Origin of the sequence: uncultured Roseobacter sp., assembly GCF_947495275.1 — a bacterium.
Classification (GTDB): domain Bacteria; phylum Pseudomonadota; class Alphaproteobacteria; order Rhodobacterales; family Rhodobacteraceae; genus Roseobacter.
In genome coordinates, this window is record NZ_CANLYL010000033.1 from 1 (window position 1) to 14,854 (window position 14,854).

Here is a 14,854-nt window from a genome sequence, read left to right on the forward strand (position 1 = left end):
GAAGCCATCGTCTTGATGGACCAAAGGCCAATCATGCACTAACTTTCAATTTGGACCACTCAAGTGGGGCTGCTCACGGACACTAATCTTGATCATGTTAAATTTGATGGTGCAAGCGGAGACAATGCGCTCCTGTGTGCCTGTCGAAACGGACATTTTGAGATCGCGCGTTTTCTATGTTCGAAAGGGTCTAGTCTCAGTCTAAAGTTGGACGACAACTCAACTTCACTAATGGCCGCGACACATGGTGGCAACTTGGACATTATGGAAATGGTCGTTGAGCAGTGTCCTGCATTGCTTAAGCAAGCCAGTATCAATGGTTGGACCCAGCTGATGATCGCGGCGAGAGAAGGCAACTATGAAATTGCTGAATTTCTTTGCAAAAATCAAGATACTGACGTGGACCAACAATCAGCAAATGGCGAAAACGCGTTGATGATCGCCTCCGAGCACGATCACCCTTCGATTGTTAGACTGATGTGTTCTCACAGCAGGAATATCAATGCAGTTCGAAAGGGCGATCAAAGGAGTGCCCTGATGCTCGCTTGTACTGGGGGGGGCGAGGTCGTCAAAATTCTTACTCAATTTCAGGCCGATCAACGAATGCAGGACTCCTTTGGCCTGGACGCCAGAATGATTGCTGAAAATGGAGGGCATACGGAAATCATCTCGCTCTTGGATTAGAATTTGTCCAATATGGTCTGGGCTACTCAACTCTTAATGACAACCGACGTGGCGTTCAGAGGCAATATACCAGCTCACTCCAACAGTTTTCGATATCGTGAAATTACCGGATGTTGCAGTTTTTCCGAAAGGGTGTGTTTGCCAGGCTGCTGTTCTGAAACGCCTTGCACAACTCCAAGCAGCATGAGTGCACGAGTGATCTGAATTTGTTTTTCGGGAATGGGGTCATCGCCACTACCAAGGTTTATTGGGAAACCACCATTGCAAATTGTGATATGACCATCGTTGGACGGAATGGAGATATCTCTATGTAGAAGTTTATTCGTCAACAGTGATGAGGCCTCGATACTCCAAATTTTGGGGAGGCTCTCGCGATATCTCCAAAGGCTAAACTCTACATCGCTTGAACCGCAGTTGAAAAGCAAAGCGCGACCGGGCGCTGCCATTAATAATCGTTTCACGTCAATCGGTCGACCGGTGCAAGATAGAATAATCCGAGCATCGTCTAGAGCACCTTCCATCGAAGTACTCGTTCCTTTCTCATTACATATGTCATACGTTTCAACATGAAAACCCGATTGAAGCAGGCACATTGAAAGTGCATGTCCAATTGCTCCGACACCGACAATCGCAACTTTGCACAAATCCGTTTTTTTTCGCAGAGTCATAGTCTTTTTGATAAAGTGTTGCATTGAATCGGCGATAAGTAGACTTTCAATTTTTTGCTTGCCGTAGCTGTGCCCGACGTCGATATGAACAGAAGAGGCGGACAAGTGGTTCACGTGTTGCAACCCGCGAGACGTAAGCTCGACAAAAACTAACCTAAGGTCAGATCGTTCGGGGATGTTTTTGAATGCGCGCGCAAGAATTCCTCCCTCATCTAGGAGCAAGAGTTTGTTCGCACCTCCCTCAATAAGATCAATGATCATATCTCGTGCAAATTCGACGATCGGTTCATCGAATGCGCAGCTGAAATCATATGGTGACCCAAGACTAGATGCCGAAATTTCATCCGAATGGTATCTGCTCATTGCCTGCGCTGAAGTAGAATAGTCTTTTCCAATAACAAATAGATTTTTCTTCGCGAGACCTAAAGAAATTAAGAACTTGGATGCGAAATAGTTGGTGGTCAAGACATGCTGAACATAGATGCAGTGCCAACCCTCAAGCGAAACTTCGAGGTCTATTGCTAGATCAAAAACGTCAGTTAGCAATGGTAGACGGTCGCGCCATTCGTCATCAGTCATGTCAGCAAAAAACCTTATGCAGAAACTTCATTTTTCCTTCGGCGTGCTTGAAGAACTGAACATCCAAATATTATGATCTCTTTCCTGAGAAAAAAGAGATTTCTTCGAATCCCAAGAACAAGCTGTGTGCTGGTCGCACCGGCAAGCGGGTGTTGTTAGAATGCTTTGCAAGGTGTGTGCCAGGCAAGTTTGATGACAGACGTGATCCTGCGGACATGAATGAACAGCACTGGCTGCAAGGTGTGTGCGGGTAGTACCCGCACCCCTTGGCAAAGGAGCCCGCTGCGCGCTCCCGTTGCATCCCTCCGGCTGGAATTCATATGGGAATTTTTAGACTTACTTGTGTTGATGATGTTGATGCGAATGGATCCAAATAGATCTGTCGGCCATTACTTCAGTCGTTTTGGCGTCCGCGTCGATTGCTCACCGCGCAGATAGCGGTGCCGTCGACATAACAGGAACTGTGTTGCTAGTGGAAATTTGCGCACAAATGTAGGATGAGACGTTGGGGAGTTTCTTCCCGTCGCAGTTTGTGGTTTACGAAGATCGAAAACGTAAGGACAACAACGATGAAATTCAATCTTAAAACCCTGACGCGAAAGCAGCTTGAAAAGCTCCGTTCCGATGTGGACACAGCCCTCGAAAGAATGACCGAAAGAGACCGAAAGGCAGCGCTTGTCGCAGTCGAGAAAGCGGCGAAAGCGCACGGCTTCACCCTCGCAGAGATCGCAGCGGATGCAAAGCCCTCCAAAGCCAAGCGTAAGGTTTCAGCGAAAGCCAAGGCGGCGTCCGCCCCGAAATACGCCAACCCTGAAGACAAATCTCAGACTTGGAGCGGCAAAGGACGCCAACCGGAATGGTTCAAGACGGCGCTCGCATCAGGAAAAAATGCCGATCAACTGTTGGTCTGAGGATACCCGGCTCTTCGCTGCCGTTGGCCAAGGTATTTCGATGCTGCGATTGCATCCCACATACCAGACATTGGCTGCGGGTGCGAGTTTGAGGACAGCCGAACTCACAGATCGCAGGACAAACCCGCCGTTGCCTTTCCGTGTGTTTGCTGACGCAGCATTCGCTCGCAGGAGCGGCACGCTCATTGCTGCGTTGCAGCCCATGTCGCCAGACCGGTCATTTAAAGTCAGTCTGAGGCTTGAAATTCAAACCGACTTTACGCTGCGGCCGGATTGGACAAGGAAGACGCGGATAACGGCCCGGACATCTGCCATGTCCGGGCCGTTTGGTCCGTTAGATTGACTGCCAAAGTTGGAAGAGCATGCCAACGGCAAATGCTCCGCTCAGAGACAGCACCAAGTACAGCGAAAAAACCCGGGGCTTTGCCAATGCCCAGACGGCCATGGCCGCCGGGATCGAAGTAACACCACCGGCCACAAGGAAGGCCAGCCCCGCACCCGGCGCCATGCCCTGTTCGATCAGCCCGCCAACCAGAGGTAGCGCCGCGTAGCCATTCAGATAAGCCGGAACGCCGACAAGTGTTGCTGTGACAATGGGCATGATACCTGTGCCACCCAAGGCCTTGGTCACCGTTTCCGCAGGGATCCATGCCAGCATCAGGCTTTCCAGAAGGAAGGCGAGAAACAGCCATTTCGCCAGGAAAAGGGTCGTGCTCCAGGCCGTTTTGGCAAAGGTTGCGCGCCGGTCGCCATCGGTCCAGAATTTCCACATGACGGGTTTCGGAGCGCGAACCTTGGACCCGCCACAGCCGCCGTTGCCGACTCCGTCACGCAGCGGATCGCTCAATGCGCCGCCCCGGCTCAACAAATGGACCACAGTGCCGCCGAAGACGCCCAGCCCCACCGCTGCGATGGTTTTGGCGATTGCAAATTCCGCCCCCAAAACACCCGCGGTCAGAAAGAACATGGACGGGTCCATGATGGGAGAGGCGAGCCAGAACGCCATGACGGCTGACAAGGGCACGCCCATTGCCAGCAGTGCGGCGATCAATGGGATCACGCCGCAGGAACAAAACGGCGACAGGCCGCCTGCGATGGCACCCAGAAGGATCATCACCAACGGGGCGCCCGTGAACGCTTTGGCTATGAGGTTGTCTGCGCCTGTTGCTCCGGCCCAGGCGGCGACGCCGATTGAGAACAAAAGATAAGGCGCCACGTGAATAAGCGCCGCCACAGCAAAGTTGGTGCTTTCGATGGCCTGGGGCCTTTCGAAAATCGCAAGCGCAAAAAGGATCAGTGCGGAGGTGAGCCACACGCGCTGATCACTGAGAAACTGGCGAAGCGCATCTCGGCGCCGCGGCAGGTGTTCTGAGGTGCTAACCATAACTATATATCCAGTTTTGTAGGTGTTTTAGGTCAAGAAAAATGCAGGCAATGTGTCATGCTGCATCCTCCTTTGCTGCAGCGGGAAGTCCCTCGCAGCATTCGGCGGTAAGAAAAGACACAAGGTGATCCATCGCCGGAAAGTTGGCCTTGTTGAATACTTCGCGTCCTTGCTTTTCCTGCACCACGAGCCCGGCGTCTACCAACGCCGCGAGGTGGTGAGCCAAGGTTGAAGGTGCCAGATCGAGCAGCTGGCCGATTTCACCCACGCGCAGACCGTCATGGCCCTTTCGGACCAACAGCCGGAAGATGGCAAGACGGGCATCATGCCCTAAAGCCGCAAGCGCGCGTGATTCTTGTGTTTTCGTTGTCATTGCGTTAATATAACTATAAAACTAGTTTTGCAAAGATGGTTTCAAAAAAGTATTGAAATCAGACTGACAGCACGCGTTGTTCTTCATGTCGAGTGCCGCCGCCGCTTTTCTTGCGTCTACATCATCCAACACTTGCTTTGGTTTCAAACGTCACCGGTATCATTTCACATACTAGGGATGCGGTCGGGGTAGGTCGAATCGTTGAATCAAATAGGTGAGAATGTCAGAAACATTGTCGATCCGCCGTGCGGGAGAATTTCCGGACAAGCTTTGCACTGTGGAGTAATTGTGATCCTCATCCGGGAATACGAGTTGAGGGCAAGACTGGTTGTCACCGACATATAGTGACATGTCGCCTCGGGGCCGGTCAAAATCAACGTACCGTATGTCGAGGTTTTGGCGAACATGCGGGAAGACTGCCAAAAGCCCTTCGACCAGAAGGCATTGGGGACAATAGAACGATGTGTTCCCTGCTTGAACGTCAGCAAATTCAGATCTGAGGAGGTAGAGAATGGTGGTTGGCATCATGTTTTTACTTCAGGTTTGCGCAGATCAGTCTTCTGGTCGCTGAGCGATCCGGCAGATATTCAGAGCTCGGCGCGACCGCCATCGATGACCATCTCCGTGCCCAGCATGTAGCTGGACGCATCGCTTGCCAGAAACAGAACGGCGGATGCGATATCCTCGGGCTTGCCCATGCGCCCCACGGGCACCTGCTGTCCAATCCGCTCGACATAGGCCTTGAAATGTTCATCGGTTTCATTTGGCCCACGATGTATCGGTGTCTCGATGGTGCCCGGACTTACACAGTTCACACGGATCGCCCGATCCGAAAGCTCGGCCGACATGACACGCGAAAAAGACCGCACCGCTGCTTTCGAGGCCGACAGCAGCGCCTTGTTGGGTGTTCCGATCTGGTTGAGCCATGATGTATTCAGGATGATCGAGGCCCCTTGAGGCATCAGCGGAAGGACGGACTGGACCGAAAAGAACGTGCCTTTCACGTTCACATCCATCATCCGGTAGTACATCGCTTCATCGGTGTTCCCGAGGGGCGTGTTGAAGGCGACACCTGCGTTGGCAAAGAGGATATCCAGCTTGCCAAAGGCCTGCCGCAACTCGGATTGCATCCGGTCCAGATCATCCAGTTTGCTGACATCCGCCTGGATCGCGACGGTGCCACCGCCTAGCATCTTTCGGGAAGAGTGGAGTTTCTCGGCGTTTGTTCCGGTGATTGCGACGCGCGCGCCATTGTCTTTCAGCATCTTGGCTGATGCAAAGCCAATGCCGCTGGACCCGCCTGTGACAAGAGCTGTTTTACCTTCAAGCATGAAGGTGCCTCCTAAATTGGTTGAGAACGTAGAAGTGTCTGAGGCGACGGTGATCTGTCATTTTGATGCCAGGATCAGTACTGACTTTCCTCTTTCTCCCATTTGCTGCTGATGTAGTCCTGCGCAGGCATCTTGATATCCGGAAGCGTGCTCTGGCTCACTTCCCCGTCTTCTGGCAGGAAACCGTTCATGTGGAGAATATATGCGGTGACCGCATAGATTTCTTCATCGCTCAATTCTTTCGGGTTGAAGGGGGGCATTGCGGTGCGGATATATTCGAAGAGGCTTGTGGCATAGGGCCAGGAATGGCCCGTCGACCAGTGGAATCCATGATCGGGTTTGCCAGTGCTTGCAAGGATCGGGATGTACATGCTCATGTCGCCTTCCCCGTTTGCACCGTGGCAAATCGAGCATTGGTCCTCGTAGACAACCTTGCCCGCCTGGACTGTGCCGCTACCCGGCGGCAGTCCTTCGCCGTCCGGGTAGACCGTTGTGCTGAGGCCTGCCAGTTCTTCGGTCGGGATGATCTGCCCCAGAGCCGGTGTTTCTTCAGCAGTGACCCCGTTTGCCGCGAAAAATCCAATGGCGATCACGTACAAGATTTGTTTCTTAGAAGACATTTGAGATGGCTCCCTGTGCATCGATGAACCAGGTTTGGATGGCGTTGTAGTGGTTGCGGCTTCCCTCGAAATACCTGCTCTTCCAGGCTTCATGAGTTGGCTGAACATTGCCCCGTTCGTCGATGGCGCGGCTTTTCAGATGGACCGGTTTGCCGTCCCAGTGCCACGGCAAGGTAAAGCGCGTCAGTGATTTGTTCAGAACCGGCCCTTCGATATTGGCGGGCACCCAGTTCTTGCCCCCGTCATCGGACACTTCGACCTTGGAAATCTTGCCAAAACCCGACCACGCCAATCCGTTCACCTGGTAATAGCCTTTGTCGGGCAGGACCTGTCCGGCAGATGGATGGGTGATCACCGATTTGACCCCCATATACATGCTGAAGCCTTCGATCGAGCCGTCAGCCAGCGTTTCGGAATAATGGCGGCTTTCCTCGCGGGTGTACGCAGGCCGGTCGGTAACCTCAAGGCGTCTGAGCCACTTGACGCTGGTATTGCCTTCCCAACCCGGCAGGAACAGACGCATCGGATATCCCTGCGCGGGACGCAGTCGCTCGCCGTTCTGGTAAAGCGCAATAATGGCATCATCCATGAGCTTTTGCAGCGGGATGCTGCGCGCAAGGGAACCGGCGTCGGCGCCTTCGGCAATGGCCCACTTGGCGCGCGGGTCCAGGCCTGCCTCTTGCAGCAGCAACCTGACCGGAACGCCGATCCATTCAGATCCGGACACAAGCCCATGAAGATATTGCAGTGGCATTTGCTGCGCTTCGGGGTGATAGCCCTGCGGCGCACTATTTCCCCCGCATTCTAGGAAGTTAATGCCCCCGGACAGGGGGTATCGAATAAGATCTCGGGCGGTGAATTTCAGCGGGCGGTCCGTCATACCGTGGATAAATAGTTCATGGGTTTCCGGGTCAACCTCGGCCACACCTGAGTGGTGAGCGCCGAAATGAAGCCCTGACGGCGTGATGATACCTTTCTGGACATGCAACGGTGTGAATGACGCTGTCAGGGTCGACTTTTCGTTCTGCGGAAAGACCTTGCGCACGACGTCGGCCTCGTAAGGAGACGGGCTGCCGTAAGCTTCATCCTCCACACCCGGATAGAGCATGTTATCGGGAAATTCCGGCGCTGCGCTCGAGCCTGTCGCCGCCAGTGCGGCGGAACTCGCCGTCAGAAACGTCGCACCTGTCTTCAGGAAGTCTCGTCTACCTATAAATCCAGTTGTCTTTGTCATCGGCCTAACCTCCTGGTTTGGGTGTTATTCAGTGGGCGAGCGGGCATTGATCGGCGTTGCTCTTGCTTCATTCATCGCGATGCGATCACTTCGGCCGGAAATTCTCGATCAGCAGCAGGAATTTGTCGACGCACCTGCACAGGCTTTGCTGCCCGCGGGTGCAATCCCCTGAGCACGCGCATCCATTGCGCGATCCAACACTGATTTGAACTGGCTGAATGCCTTTTCGATTTCCGCTCTGGGTGCTGCAATATTCACACGGATGAACTGGGTGGCGTCCTGATCAAACCAGGTGCCGGGTGTCGCGCCAAAGCCGGACTGGCCCAGAGTGGCCTTCAGATCATCACCGGCCAAACCGGTTGCAGAACAATCGAGCCAAACCTGATAGGTCCCCTCGACCGGAGACATTTTGACCGCGGGCAGCTCTTCTTCCAGGAATTGATCAATCCAGGCCGCCGTTGCTTCCAGATAGGTGAGTAACTCATCCACCCAGACGTCGCCTTTTTCATAGGCGGCGATGGTCGCGAAGGTGGTGAAGGCATTCCCATGTGTGAGGTACATGGACTCCGCCGTCTTCTTGAAGCGGTCAAGAAGCTCTTCGTTTGCTGTATAAATATATCCGTTTGAGATGCTGTGCATGCCAAACGTCTTTGCGGGCGAACCGATGACCGACACGTGGATCTTCGGATCCACAGCCATCAGGCTGGTAAAGCGATGACCGGTGTAGATAATATCGGAATGGATCTCATCGCTTATGATCGTCACGTTGTGGCGGTTGGCGACCTCGACCAGCTTCTCCAACTCGTCCCTGCGCCAAACGCGGCCAACCGGGTTATGCGGGTTGCACAGGATCATGGCTTTGACATCTGCTGCGCTTAGCTTCTCCTCGAGATCGGCATAGTCCATTTCGTACGCCCCATCGATATTTCGCAGCGGGCTCTTGACGATCTTCCGGCCGGCTGTGCTGATCACCTTGGCGAACTGATGGTAAGCGGGGACCTGCATCAACACGCTGTCGCCGGGTTCCGTCAACTCGCGGATCAGCAGGGCGATGGCACTGAGCACACCAGGGATCTGTTCGAATTTTTCGACGTCCAAAATCAGGTCATGCCGGCGTCTGAACCAATCCGAGATCGCGGCAAATACGCCCTTTGAATTGAATTCGTAGGCAAACTGGCCGCGGTCGGCCAGGCGCGAAAGCTCCTCCTGGATCGGGGCGGCGACCGCAAAATCCATATCGGCAACCCATAAAGGCGTCACCTGATCGGTGCCAAACACCATGTCCAGAAACTTGGGGTCATGGCGAACGAAAGTGTCACCGGTCTTGGCCGGGGCTATATCAAACAGGGTCACGAGATGATCCTTTGAAACAAGGGGTTAAGGTCAGAGTTCCGGTTCATCCGTCAGCAGCATGCCTTTGCAATCTCAGTCTTTTCAGACGGGCAGCCGCCGCTTGCCTTGCAGCGACCCAGATAGGTTTCGCCCGACAGGTAGAATTCCACGAATGCGTCTTCAAAATCGGCCGGAACAGATTTTTGCGCCAGGCCAGATTGCATCAGGTTTGATTGCCATGCTTTCAGCTTTGGTCGATCGCCTATGAAGTCGTAACCGGAATGCTTCCTGATGATCTCGGCGCGGTGCAGCAAGACCAGCCATGAAACATCCACAAGGCCGATCGCATCGCCATCAAAAAAGCGGGTATCGCCCAGTTTCTGCTCGATCCGATCAAAGACAGGGTTCAGCTTTGCGGCGCGCTCGGACAGGGTTGTCTGATCGGCGCTGCGCTGTGCACTGCATTGAACCAGGTAGTTTTTGGTCGCCAGATAGCTCCAGGCGCGATTGGTTGCCTTTTCTTCCGGCGACAGGCCGGGTTGCAGGGGTGGATATGCCTCTTCGAGATATTCGACAATGGCATCGCTTTCGAACAGGGCCTGGCCGCTATCGGTGATCAGCACTGGCACCTGCCCGATGGGCGAGATGTCAAGAAACCACTGCGGCTTATCCTTCAGGCTGATGAATTCGATCTTGTAGGGGAGGTTTTTCGCTTCGAGCAATGCTGCGACGCGCTGGACGAACGGGCAAATGTTGAAACTGACGATTTTCATGGCATATCCGAATTGTTCTGGCAGAGGGCTGCCGGGGTTGTTTGTGATGAGTCGAAGGTGTTATATGGATAATTATTCAACATTTCAAGAGAGGTTGAAATATGAATGAGGAAGATGCGATTGCGATGCTTGGTGCTCTGTCTCAAGAAATGCGTCTGCGCATCATTCGTTATCTGATCGGTTGCGGCGAAGGCGGCGCTGCGGCTGGTGAGATCGCCGAGGCCATGGATGCGATATCTTCGAAAGCATCCTTTCATCTGTCAGCATTGGAACGCGCTGGCCTGATAACTTCGGAACGGCAGTCGCGAAAAATCATCTACCGGGTAAGCTTTCTCGGGTTGGGCGGGCTTCTCTCGTTCATTCTCAACGATTGTTGCAGCAATCACCCCGACATCCGGGAACATTGCGGCCTGCCAAACTTTGAGTGCTGAGACTCAAAGCTTGGCAACACCAGTTTCGGCCTATTCTACCTTGCCAGGCAGGCTCAGATCCCCGGACGCAATGTCAAACACATCGGTCACACAGAGCAACGGCGCATGGATGTTGACATTCACCCGAAGTGCGGACGTGACACCGTCATAGGCGACACCAGCAAGCTCAACATCACTGGCGAAACCCGCGTTCACCGTGATTTCCGGGCCGTCGAATAACGGCGTGAAGCCGGGGCTGTCCAGAAAGATCGGGAATCCTGGCCAGGTTGCGGGCAGTTTCGGATTGGTACCTTCGGGGATGTCACGAACCGCAAGCGCGCCCGGGCCACATTGCTCGGTCGGGGTAAGGACGACCCAGTGACTGTGCCACTCGATACCGTCATTGGCCGGATCGCCATCACCGTTTTCGTCATAAAGCGGCGTGTCGTCAAAGTCTGGATGGCTGGTTGCGGCCATGGCTAGAATGCCCGTTCCGCCTTCAAAGCCGACTGCCGACGGGTCAAGTGAGGTGGGCCAGACATATGACCACACATCCGAACCGCCAACTGACCCGGTTGAGGCAGGCGTCGAGGCCCCGGCGATGCCATTTGTCGTCATATGGAACGTAACGACGTTGCCATTTCGATGGGCGTGGGCCGCCAGAATGTCAAAGTCAGCCACCTTGGTTTCATCGGCGGGCGACTTGATCGCATCGTGCATATCTACGGCGTGGTTGCCATCGGCAAAGACTCCGTTGGCAGACAACACAACCGCGGTCGCGATTTTGGGCAGGGACAGTTTCATGTGATTTCTCCTGGATTTTAAATAATATCGACTCGATACTAAATACTGAAACTGATTGCAAGTATAATAGCGACTCGCTATTTATTTACCTATGGACACCAATCACCGCATTCGCGAGCTTATCAACCGGATCGCCAGACTTGACGCCGCCCACAGTTGGGAGGGCGATCTGAATCCTGCGCAGCGGGGCGCGTTGGAGTATCTGGTGCTGGCCAACATGTATTCCCGGGCGCCGTCCCATGTGGCGGAGTACTTCGGCACAACGCGGGGAACGATGTCTCAGACTCTGAAAGTGCTGGCCCGCAAGGGTTACATTTCTGAAGAGAGTTCAAAGTCCGACAAGCGATCGATCTCGTACACGCCCACCGATGCGGGGCGGGCATTGGTGAGTGTTTCCAACCCCATAGCGGTCGCGTTCAACTCATTGATACCCGACGAACAATCCGAGCTGGAAAACGCTCTGAGGCATGGGCTGCAATTGGCTCTGAAGGTGAACGGGGGTCAGTCCTTTGGTCTGTGCAAGACGTGCAAACACTATGACCCGCAAGGGATAAATGGCTTTTGCAATCTTCTTTCGGTTTCGCTGTCAGAGAGTGAAAGCAACAAGATCTGCGTAGAACATAAAGAGGTGGCAAGTGGCGCATCCTGACTTGGCAGCACGTATAAGTGGCCTGTTCCTTGGTGCTGCCAAAACCCGTTGGGAAGGCAAGCCGCCATCGGCCATTCAGAAGGAGAAGGTGACCGGTTCTCAAAACATTACGCGCACCGGTTTTTCCGGAGATGAGCAAGCAGATCTGATGGTTCATGGCGGCGCCGAGAAAGCCATTCACCATTATGCCAGCGACCATTATGACGCGTGGCAATCAGAGGGTCACATGGCCGCCGATACCTGCCCGGCGGCCTTTGGCGAAAACATCTCCACCCGGGGATTGACCGAGGATAATCTTTGCATCGGCGATATCCTGACGCTTGGCACCGCTACGGTTCAGATCAGCCAGGGCCGCCAGCCTTGCTGGAAGCTTGGCCTGCATACGGGCAATGAAAAGATGCCTTATCTGTTTCAGAAAACGGGTCGGACAGGGTGGTATTACAGGGTGTTGGAGCCGGGAATCGCTGCACCCGGGGATTTGATATCACTGTTGGAACGGCGTCATACTGATTGGAGTGTCAGGCGCGTCACCCAGGCTCGTTTGACACGGCGAATAAGTCCGCAAGAGGCTGAGATTCTGGCAAACACCAAGGACCTAGCACAGGGCTGGCGCAAGGCTTTCGCGCGCATGGCAGACGGAATTAGCGAAGAAGACAATAGCACGAGGTTGGGGACTTAGCCGGCTACTGATACAGAGCATTGATCTGCCCCAACCGCACCCATAGTTTGTGATGGCGGCCATTGCAGCGATCAAGATAATCAAGATCGCATAGCAGCGTTTCAGCGCCTTTTGATCGATCGCTTACGATCCAAAAGAGAGTTCCAAAACAAACTCCTGAAGATCGTTAAGCAAGACTTGATCAGCATCATGTGCCAGACGTATTGCGTCTTGCAGAGCGTCAGGCTTCAGAATTGTTGACTCCGCGGATTTTGAAGCCTTTTCAATATTATGGGTAAGACTCTGGCACAGAATAGCCCGACAATTTTCAAACTTGGAGACAAACTCATCTACCTTAAGCGTACCTTCGTTAGCAGTTAAGGCCACGAGCTCCGCTTCAGGAGTGGTGTCGTGCAATGCCTCTGCTGACTTGCCTTCAACCCTATTGTACAACTCAACATCCATGCCAATCATCTCAACAATTCGGTTAGCTATGGGTACACGGCCCCCCTGTGATTCGATCTGCAGAAATCGAACAGGAATGTTGTTTAGCATAGCGGATAGCTTTCCAGGGACACTGCGCATGCTCCGGACGATCTGGGCGGGATCTTTTTGTACCGGGAACGGCGTCCAAACCGTCCCGTATGTAAAGAGATTTCCGGACACACGACCCCTGGGCCGCAGAATCTCATGGCCAGCGTCCCTCATGACCTCTCCAACAACGGCGCCACAAAACTGTCTGGCTGCCTGATCCGATCTAACTATCGGAAACAATTCCTCAAGCTCATGCACAGCAGCTGTGATTGCTGGTAGGCCAGCGCGTGATAGCGCTGCATATTCCACATACTTTTTAGGGCTACTCAAGAGGCTCTCTAACCCCTTACCGAGCTTGGTCTTTCGAAGTTCGTTAAATCTGGAATGCATCTGTATCCTAACTGCACATATTGACACGTTACATATTTTAACATTATAAATCGAGCGACACGGTAAATCAACGATAGTTCTAAATGGGAGAAAGACATGTCGGCCTTGGAACCAGCAATTTACATTACAACTGCTACTGCATCAGGAGGGCGTGCAGGACGTGTGTCCACTGCCGACGGTACACTTGATCTCGATCTTGTCATGCCATCTGCAGTCTACGACATGCTACCCGAAGAAATGCAGGAAGCGCCCGCCTCTTCTGACCGCGCGCGGGTCGACCCCGAAATGCTTTTTGCGGCAGGATATGCAGGCTGCTTCATTTCAGCACTTCGGTATACGGCTCTCAGTATGGGTGTTGATGCTTCAAAGGCCTCGGTCGCATCAAGCGTCGCACTCAAGCCTGGGTCAGATGGTGCGGCATTCAAGCTGGGTGTCCGCCTGGAAGTAGATCTGCCCGACATCAACAAAGAAACCGGGCAGAAAATCGTCGATGGCGCTCATAGGATTTGTCCCTACTCTGCCGCAGTCAGAAACAACATTGACGTTGATTTAGCGCTGAAGTGACTGTTGGAAGGTGGCATCAACCTTGGCTGACCTGGCGACGGAACGCTGCCAGTAACAACCGTCATGGTTGATACCACCTATCTGCAGGCACACCGGACCGCGGCTGGGATCAGTGCCAAGACCAATGGGAGACAATCCCGATCATGCTTGCGATCGTCGATGCCTAAAATACAGCGATCTATTGGATCGCGCGACACCCAAGAAACGAATGGCCGGATTTAGGTTTATATCCTTTTTCTAAAGGTTCTGGAAGACCGGTGGGTTCTTTTCCGAACAAAGAAAGAACTTCAGTACCTTGCCGTATTGCGCGGCAGTCGGGTGCAGACCTCGTCCGCCCCATCCGCACTTGTGAATCGGACAGAAAATCTCGCTGCGACAAGCATGAATGGCGGGTTTTCACGCCGTGCAGCGGCGCTGAAAATGATGCCGCTGCAGCAATTTTCCTGCTGTGAGCGCTTGCAGCGAAAATTCTACAGGTCCGTTGTGGGCTCTTCGCGGCCATCGGATGCGACGCAGCATTGGATCACATGTCGGTGGAACCAGTGATGGGCACGGCCCGTTCCTGCCATTCACCCACCGGTCAAGATGCTGCAGTCGCAGCCCACTTTGCGGTCATTCGCTGCAAACGCGAACTCCGGGCTTCGCCGAACTCACACATCGCGGGACAAACTGAGCTTTCGCTGCACCGTGCGCCAATGACGGCTCCATTGGTACGTGCAAAAAATCAGTCGATTTTGACGGGTTCAAAAACTTGTATGCTTCGGCGCAGTCGCACACGTGGCAGGTGTCAAATCCATGAGGATCCGATGATTGGAATCTCGGCCTCGATCCGCTCAGCGATCTTCAGGACGCAATATCCGAGCGCAGCAGCATACGCGATTGAGCAGCCCCACTTGAGTGGTCCAAATTGAAAGTTAGTGCATGATTGGCCTTTGGTCCATCAAGACGATGGCTTC

General features: G+C 53.6%; 17 protein-coding genes. 6 read left to right on the forward strand and 11 right to left on the reverse strand.

Translation table 11 applies throughout. From position 1 onward, the window contains the following. Positions 1–63 precede the first annotated feature (63 nt). Positions 64–684, forward strand: a complete 621-nt coding sequence (locus Q0802_RS24160) for an ankyrin repeat domain-containing protein (protein WP_298922546.1) — start codon at positions 64–66, stop codon at positions 682–684. A 74-nt stretch (positions 685–758) separates the two neighbouring features. On the opposite strand, the gene Q0802_RS24165 is transcribed toward Q0802_RS24160, so the two are convergent. After that, positions 759–1,931 (reverse strand): hypothetical protein, encoded by a 1,173-nt coding sequence (locus tag Q0802_RS24165; RefSeq protein ID WP_298922547.1) that lies wholly within the window; start codon positions 1,929–1,931, stop codon positions 759–761. Between the two features lie 569 nt (positions 1,932–2,500). Between Q0802_RS24165 and Q0802_RS24170 the strand changes: the two genes are divergently transcribed. Then, positions 2,501–2,842, forward strand: a complete 342-nt coding sequence (locus Q0802_RS24170; protein ID WP_298922548.1) for an H-NS histone family protein — start codon at positions 2,501–2,503, stop codon at positions 2,840–2,842. Positions 2,843–3,176: 334 nt separating this feature from the next. On the opposite strand, the gene Q0802_RS24175 is transcribed toward Q0802_RS24170, so the two are convergent. The 8 genes from Q0802_RS24175 to Q0802_RS24205 all read right to left on the reverse strand — a co-directional run bounded on the left by Q0802_RS24175 (position 3,177) and on the right by Q0802_RS24205 (position 9,889). After that, positions 3,177–4,226, reverse strand: a complete 1,050-nt coding sequence (locus tag Q0802_RS24175) for a permease (RefSeq protein ID WP_298922549.1) — start codon at positions 4,224–4,226, stop codon at positions 3,177–3,179. Between the two features lie 55 nt (positions 4,227–4,281). Next, positions 4,282–4,599: a metalloregulator ArsR/SmtB family transcription factor gene (locus tag Q0802_RS24180; protein WP_298922550.1), complete on the reverse strand. Its 318-nt coding sequence runs from the start codon at positions 4,597–4,599 to the stop codon at positions 4,282–4,284. A 171-nt stretch (positions 4,600–4,770) separates the two neighbouring features. Then, on the reverse strand, positions 4,771–5,127 hold the full coding sequence (locus tag Q0802_RS24790; protein WP_366523355.1) for a DUF3088 family protein: 357 nt from the start codon (positions 5,125–5,127) through the stop codon (positions 4,771–4,773). A 59-nt stretch (positions 5,128–5,186) separates the two neighbouring features. Next, the gene (locus Q0802_RS24185; protein ID WP_298922551.1) at positions 5,187–5,930 is read right to left on the reverse strand and encodes an SDR family oxidoreductase; all 744 of its coding nucleotides are present in this window, start codon (positions 5,928–5,930) and stop codon (positions 5,187–5,189) included. A gap of 74 nt (positions 5,931–6,004) precedes the next feature. Next, positions 6,005–6,550, reverse strand: a complete 546-nt coding sequence (locus tag Q0802_RS24190) for a cytochrome c (protein WP_298922553.1) — start codon at positions 6,548–6,550, stop codon at positions 6,005–6,007. Next, a complete protein-coding gene (gene soxC / locus Q0802_RS24195) occupies positions 6,540–7,784 on the reverse strand; it encodes a sulfite dehydrogenase (RefSeq protein ID WP_298922554.1) in 1,245 nt (414 codons plus the stop codon). The genes Q0802_RS24190 and soxC overlap by 11 nt, the downstream gene beginning before the upstream one ends. Positions 7,785–7,892: 108 nt before the next feature. Then, positions 7,893–9,137, reverse strand: coding sequence for an aminotransferase class I/II-fold pyridoxal phosphate-dependent enzyme (locus tag Q0802_RS24200; protein WP_298922555.1), 1,245 nt, complete (start codon positions 9,135–9,137; stop codon positions 7,893–7,895). 50 nt (positions 9,138–9,187) lie between these two features. After that, positions 9,188–9,889: a glutathione S-transferase family protein gene (locus Q0802_RS24205; protein ID WP_298922556.1), complete on the reverse strand. Its 702-nt coding sequence runs from the start codon at positions 9,887–9,889 to the stop codon at positions 9,188–9,190. 101 nt (positions 9,890–9,990) lie between these two features. On the opposite strand from Q0802_RS24205, the gene Q0802_RS24210 reads away from it, so the two are divergent. Beyond that, positions 9,991–10,320, forward strand: coding sequence for a metalloregulator ArsR/SmtB family transcription factor (locus Q0802_RS24210; protein WP_298922557.1), 330 nt, complete (start codon positions 9,991–9,993; stop codon positions 10,318–10,320). A gap of 30 nt (positions 10,321–10,350) precedes the next feature. Here the strand turns inward: Q0802_RS24210 and Q0802_RS24215 are convergent, their stop codons facing one another. Continuing rightward, positions 10,351–11,103 carry a hypothetical protein gene (locus tag Q0802_RS24215; protein WP_298922558.1) on the reverse strand — a complete coding sequence of 251 codons (753 nt, stop codon included), beginning with the start codon at positions 11,101–11,103 and terminating at the stop codon, positions 10,351–10,353. A gap of 91 nt (positions 11,104–11,194) precedes the next feature. On the opposite strand from Q0802_RS24215, the gene Q0802_RS24220 reads away from it, so the two are divergent. Together Q0802_RS24220 and Q0802_RS24225 are read left to right on the forward strand one after the other, a co-directional pair. Beyond that, on the forward strand, positions 11,195–11,752 hold the full coding sequence (locus Q0802_RS24220) for a MarR family winged helix-turn-helix transcriptional regulator (RefSeq protein WP_298922560.1): 558 nt from the start codon (positions 11,195–11,197) through the stop codon (positions 11,750–11,752). Continuing rightward, complete coding sequence (locus Q0802_RS24225) at positions 11,739–12,431, forward strand: MOSC domain-containing protein (protein WP_298922562.1); 693 nt, start codon at positions 11,739–11,741, stop codon at positions 12,429–12,431. The genes Q0802_RS24220 and Q0802_RS24225 overlap by 14 nt, the downstream gene beginning before the upstream one ends. Positions 12,432–12,554: 123 nt before the next feature. On the opposite strand, the gene Q0802_RS24230 is transcribed toward Q0802_RS24225, so the two are convergent. Beyond that, complete coding sequence (locus Q0802_RS24230) at positions 12,555–13,334, reverse strand: hypothetical protein (protein WP_298922563.1); 780 nt, start codon at positions 13,332–13,334, stop codon at positions 12,555–12,557. Positions 13,335–13,430: 96 nt separating this feature from the next. Between Q0802_RS24230 and Q0802_RS24235 the strand changes: the two genes are divergently transcribed. Beyond that, a complete protein-coding gene (locus Q0802_RS24235) occupies positions 13,431–13,898 on the forward strand; it encodes an Ohr family peroxiredoxin (protein WP_298922564.1) in 468 nt (155 codons plus the stop codon). The last annotated feature ends 956 nt before the right edge of the window (positions 13,899–14,854 follow it).

Bases quoted from the DNA above. Each gene is read 5' to 3' on its own strand.
- Q0802_RS24165 (WP_298922547.1), bottom strand. From the start codon at position 1,931: ATGACTGATGACGAATGGCGCGACCGTCTACCATTGCTAACTGACGTT.
- Q0802_RS24170 (WP_298922548.1), top strand. From the start codon at position 2,501: ATGAAATTCAATCTTAAAACCCTGACGCGAAAGCAGCTTGAAAAGCTC.
- Q0802_RS24175 (WP_298922549.1), bottom strand. From the start codon at position 4,226: ATGGTTAGCACCTCAGAACACCTGCCGCGGCGCCGAGATGCGCTTCGC.
- Q0802_RS24180 (WP_298922550.1), bottom strand. From the start codon at position 4,599: ATGACAACGAAAACACAAGAATCACGCGCGCTTGCGGCTTTAGGGCAT.
- Q0802_RS24790 (WP_366523355.1), bottom strand. From the start codon at position 5,127: ATGATGCCAACCACCATTCTCTACCTCCTCAGATCTGAATTTGCTGAC.
- Q0802_RS24185 (WP_298922551.1), bottom strand. From the start codon at position 5,930: ATGCTTGAAGGTAAAACAGCTCTTGTCACAGGCGGGTCCAGCGGCATT.
- Q0802_RS24190 (WP_298922553.1), bottom strand. From the start codon at position 6,550: ATGTCTTCTAAGAAACAAATCTTGTACGTGATCGCCATTGGATTTTTC.
- soxC (WP_298922554.1), bottom strand. From the start codon at position 7,784: ATGACAAAGACAACTGGATTTATAGGTAGACGAGACTTCCTGAAGACA.
- Q0802_RS24205 (WP_298922556.1), bottom strand. From the start codon at position 9,889: ATGAAAATCGTCAGTTTCAACATTTGCCCGTTCGTCCAGCGCGTCGCA.
- Q0802_RS24210 (WP_298922557.1), top strand. From the start codon at position 9,991: ATGAATGAGGAAGATGCGATTGCGATGCTTGGTGCTCTGTCTCAAGAA.
- Q0802_RS24215 (WP_298922558.1), bottom strand. From the start codon at position 11,103: ATGAAACTGTCCCTGCCCAAAATCGCGACCGCGGTTGTGTTGTCTGCC.
- Q0802_RS24220 (WP_298922560.1), top strand. From the start codon at position 11,195: ATGGACACCAATCACCGCATTCGCGAGCTTATCAACCGGATCGCCAGA.
- Q0802_RS24230 (WP_298922563.1), bottom strand. From the start codon at position 13,334: ATGCATTCCAGATTTAACGAACTTCGAAAGACCAAGCTCGGTAAGGGG.
- Q0802_RS24235 (WP_298922564.1), top strand. From the start codon at position 13,431: ATGTCGGCCTTGGAACCAGCAATTTACATTACAACTGCTACTGCATCA.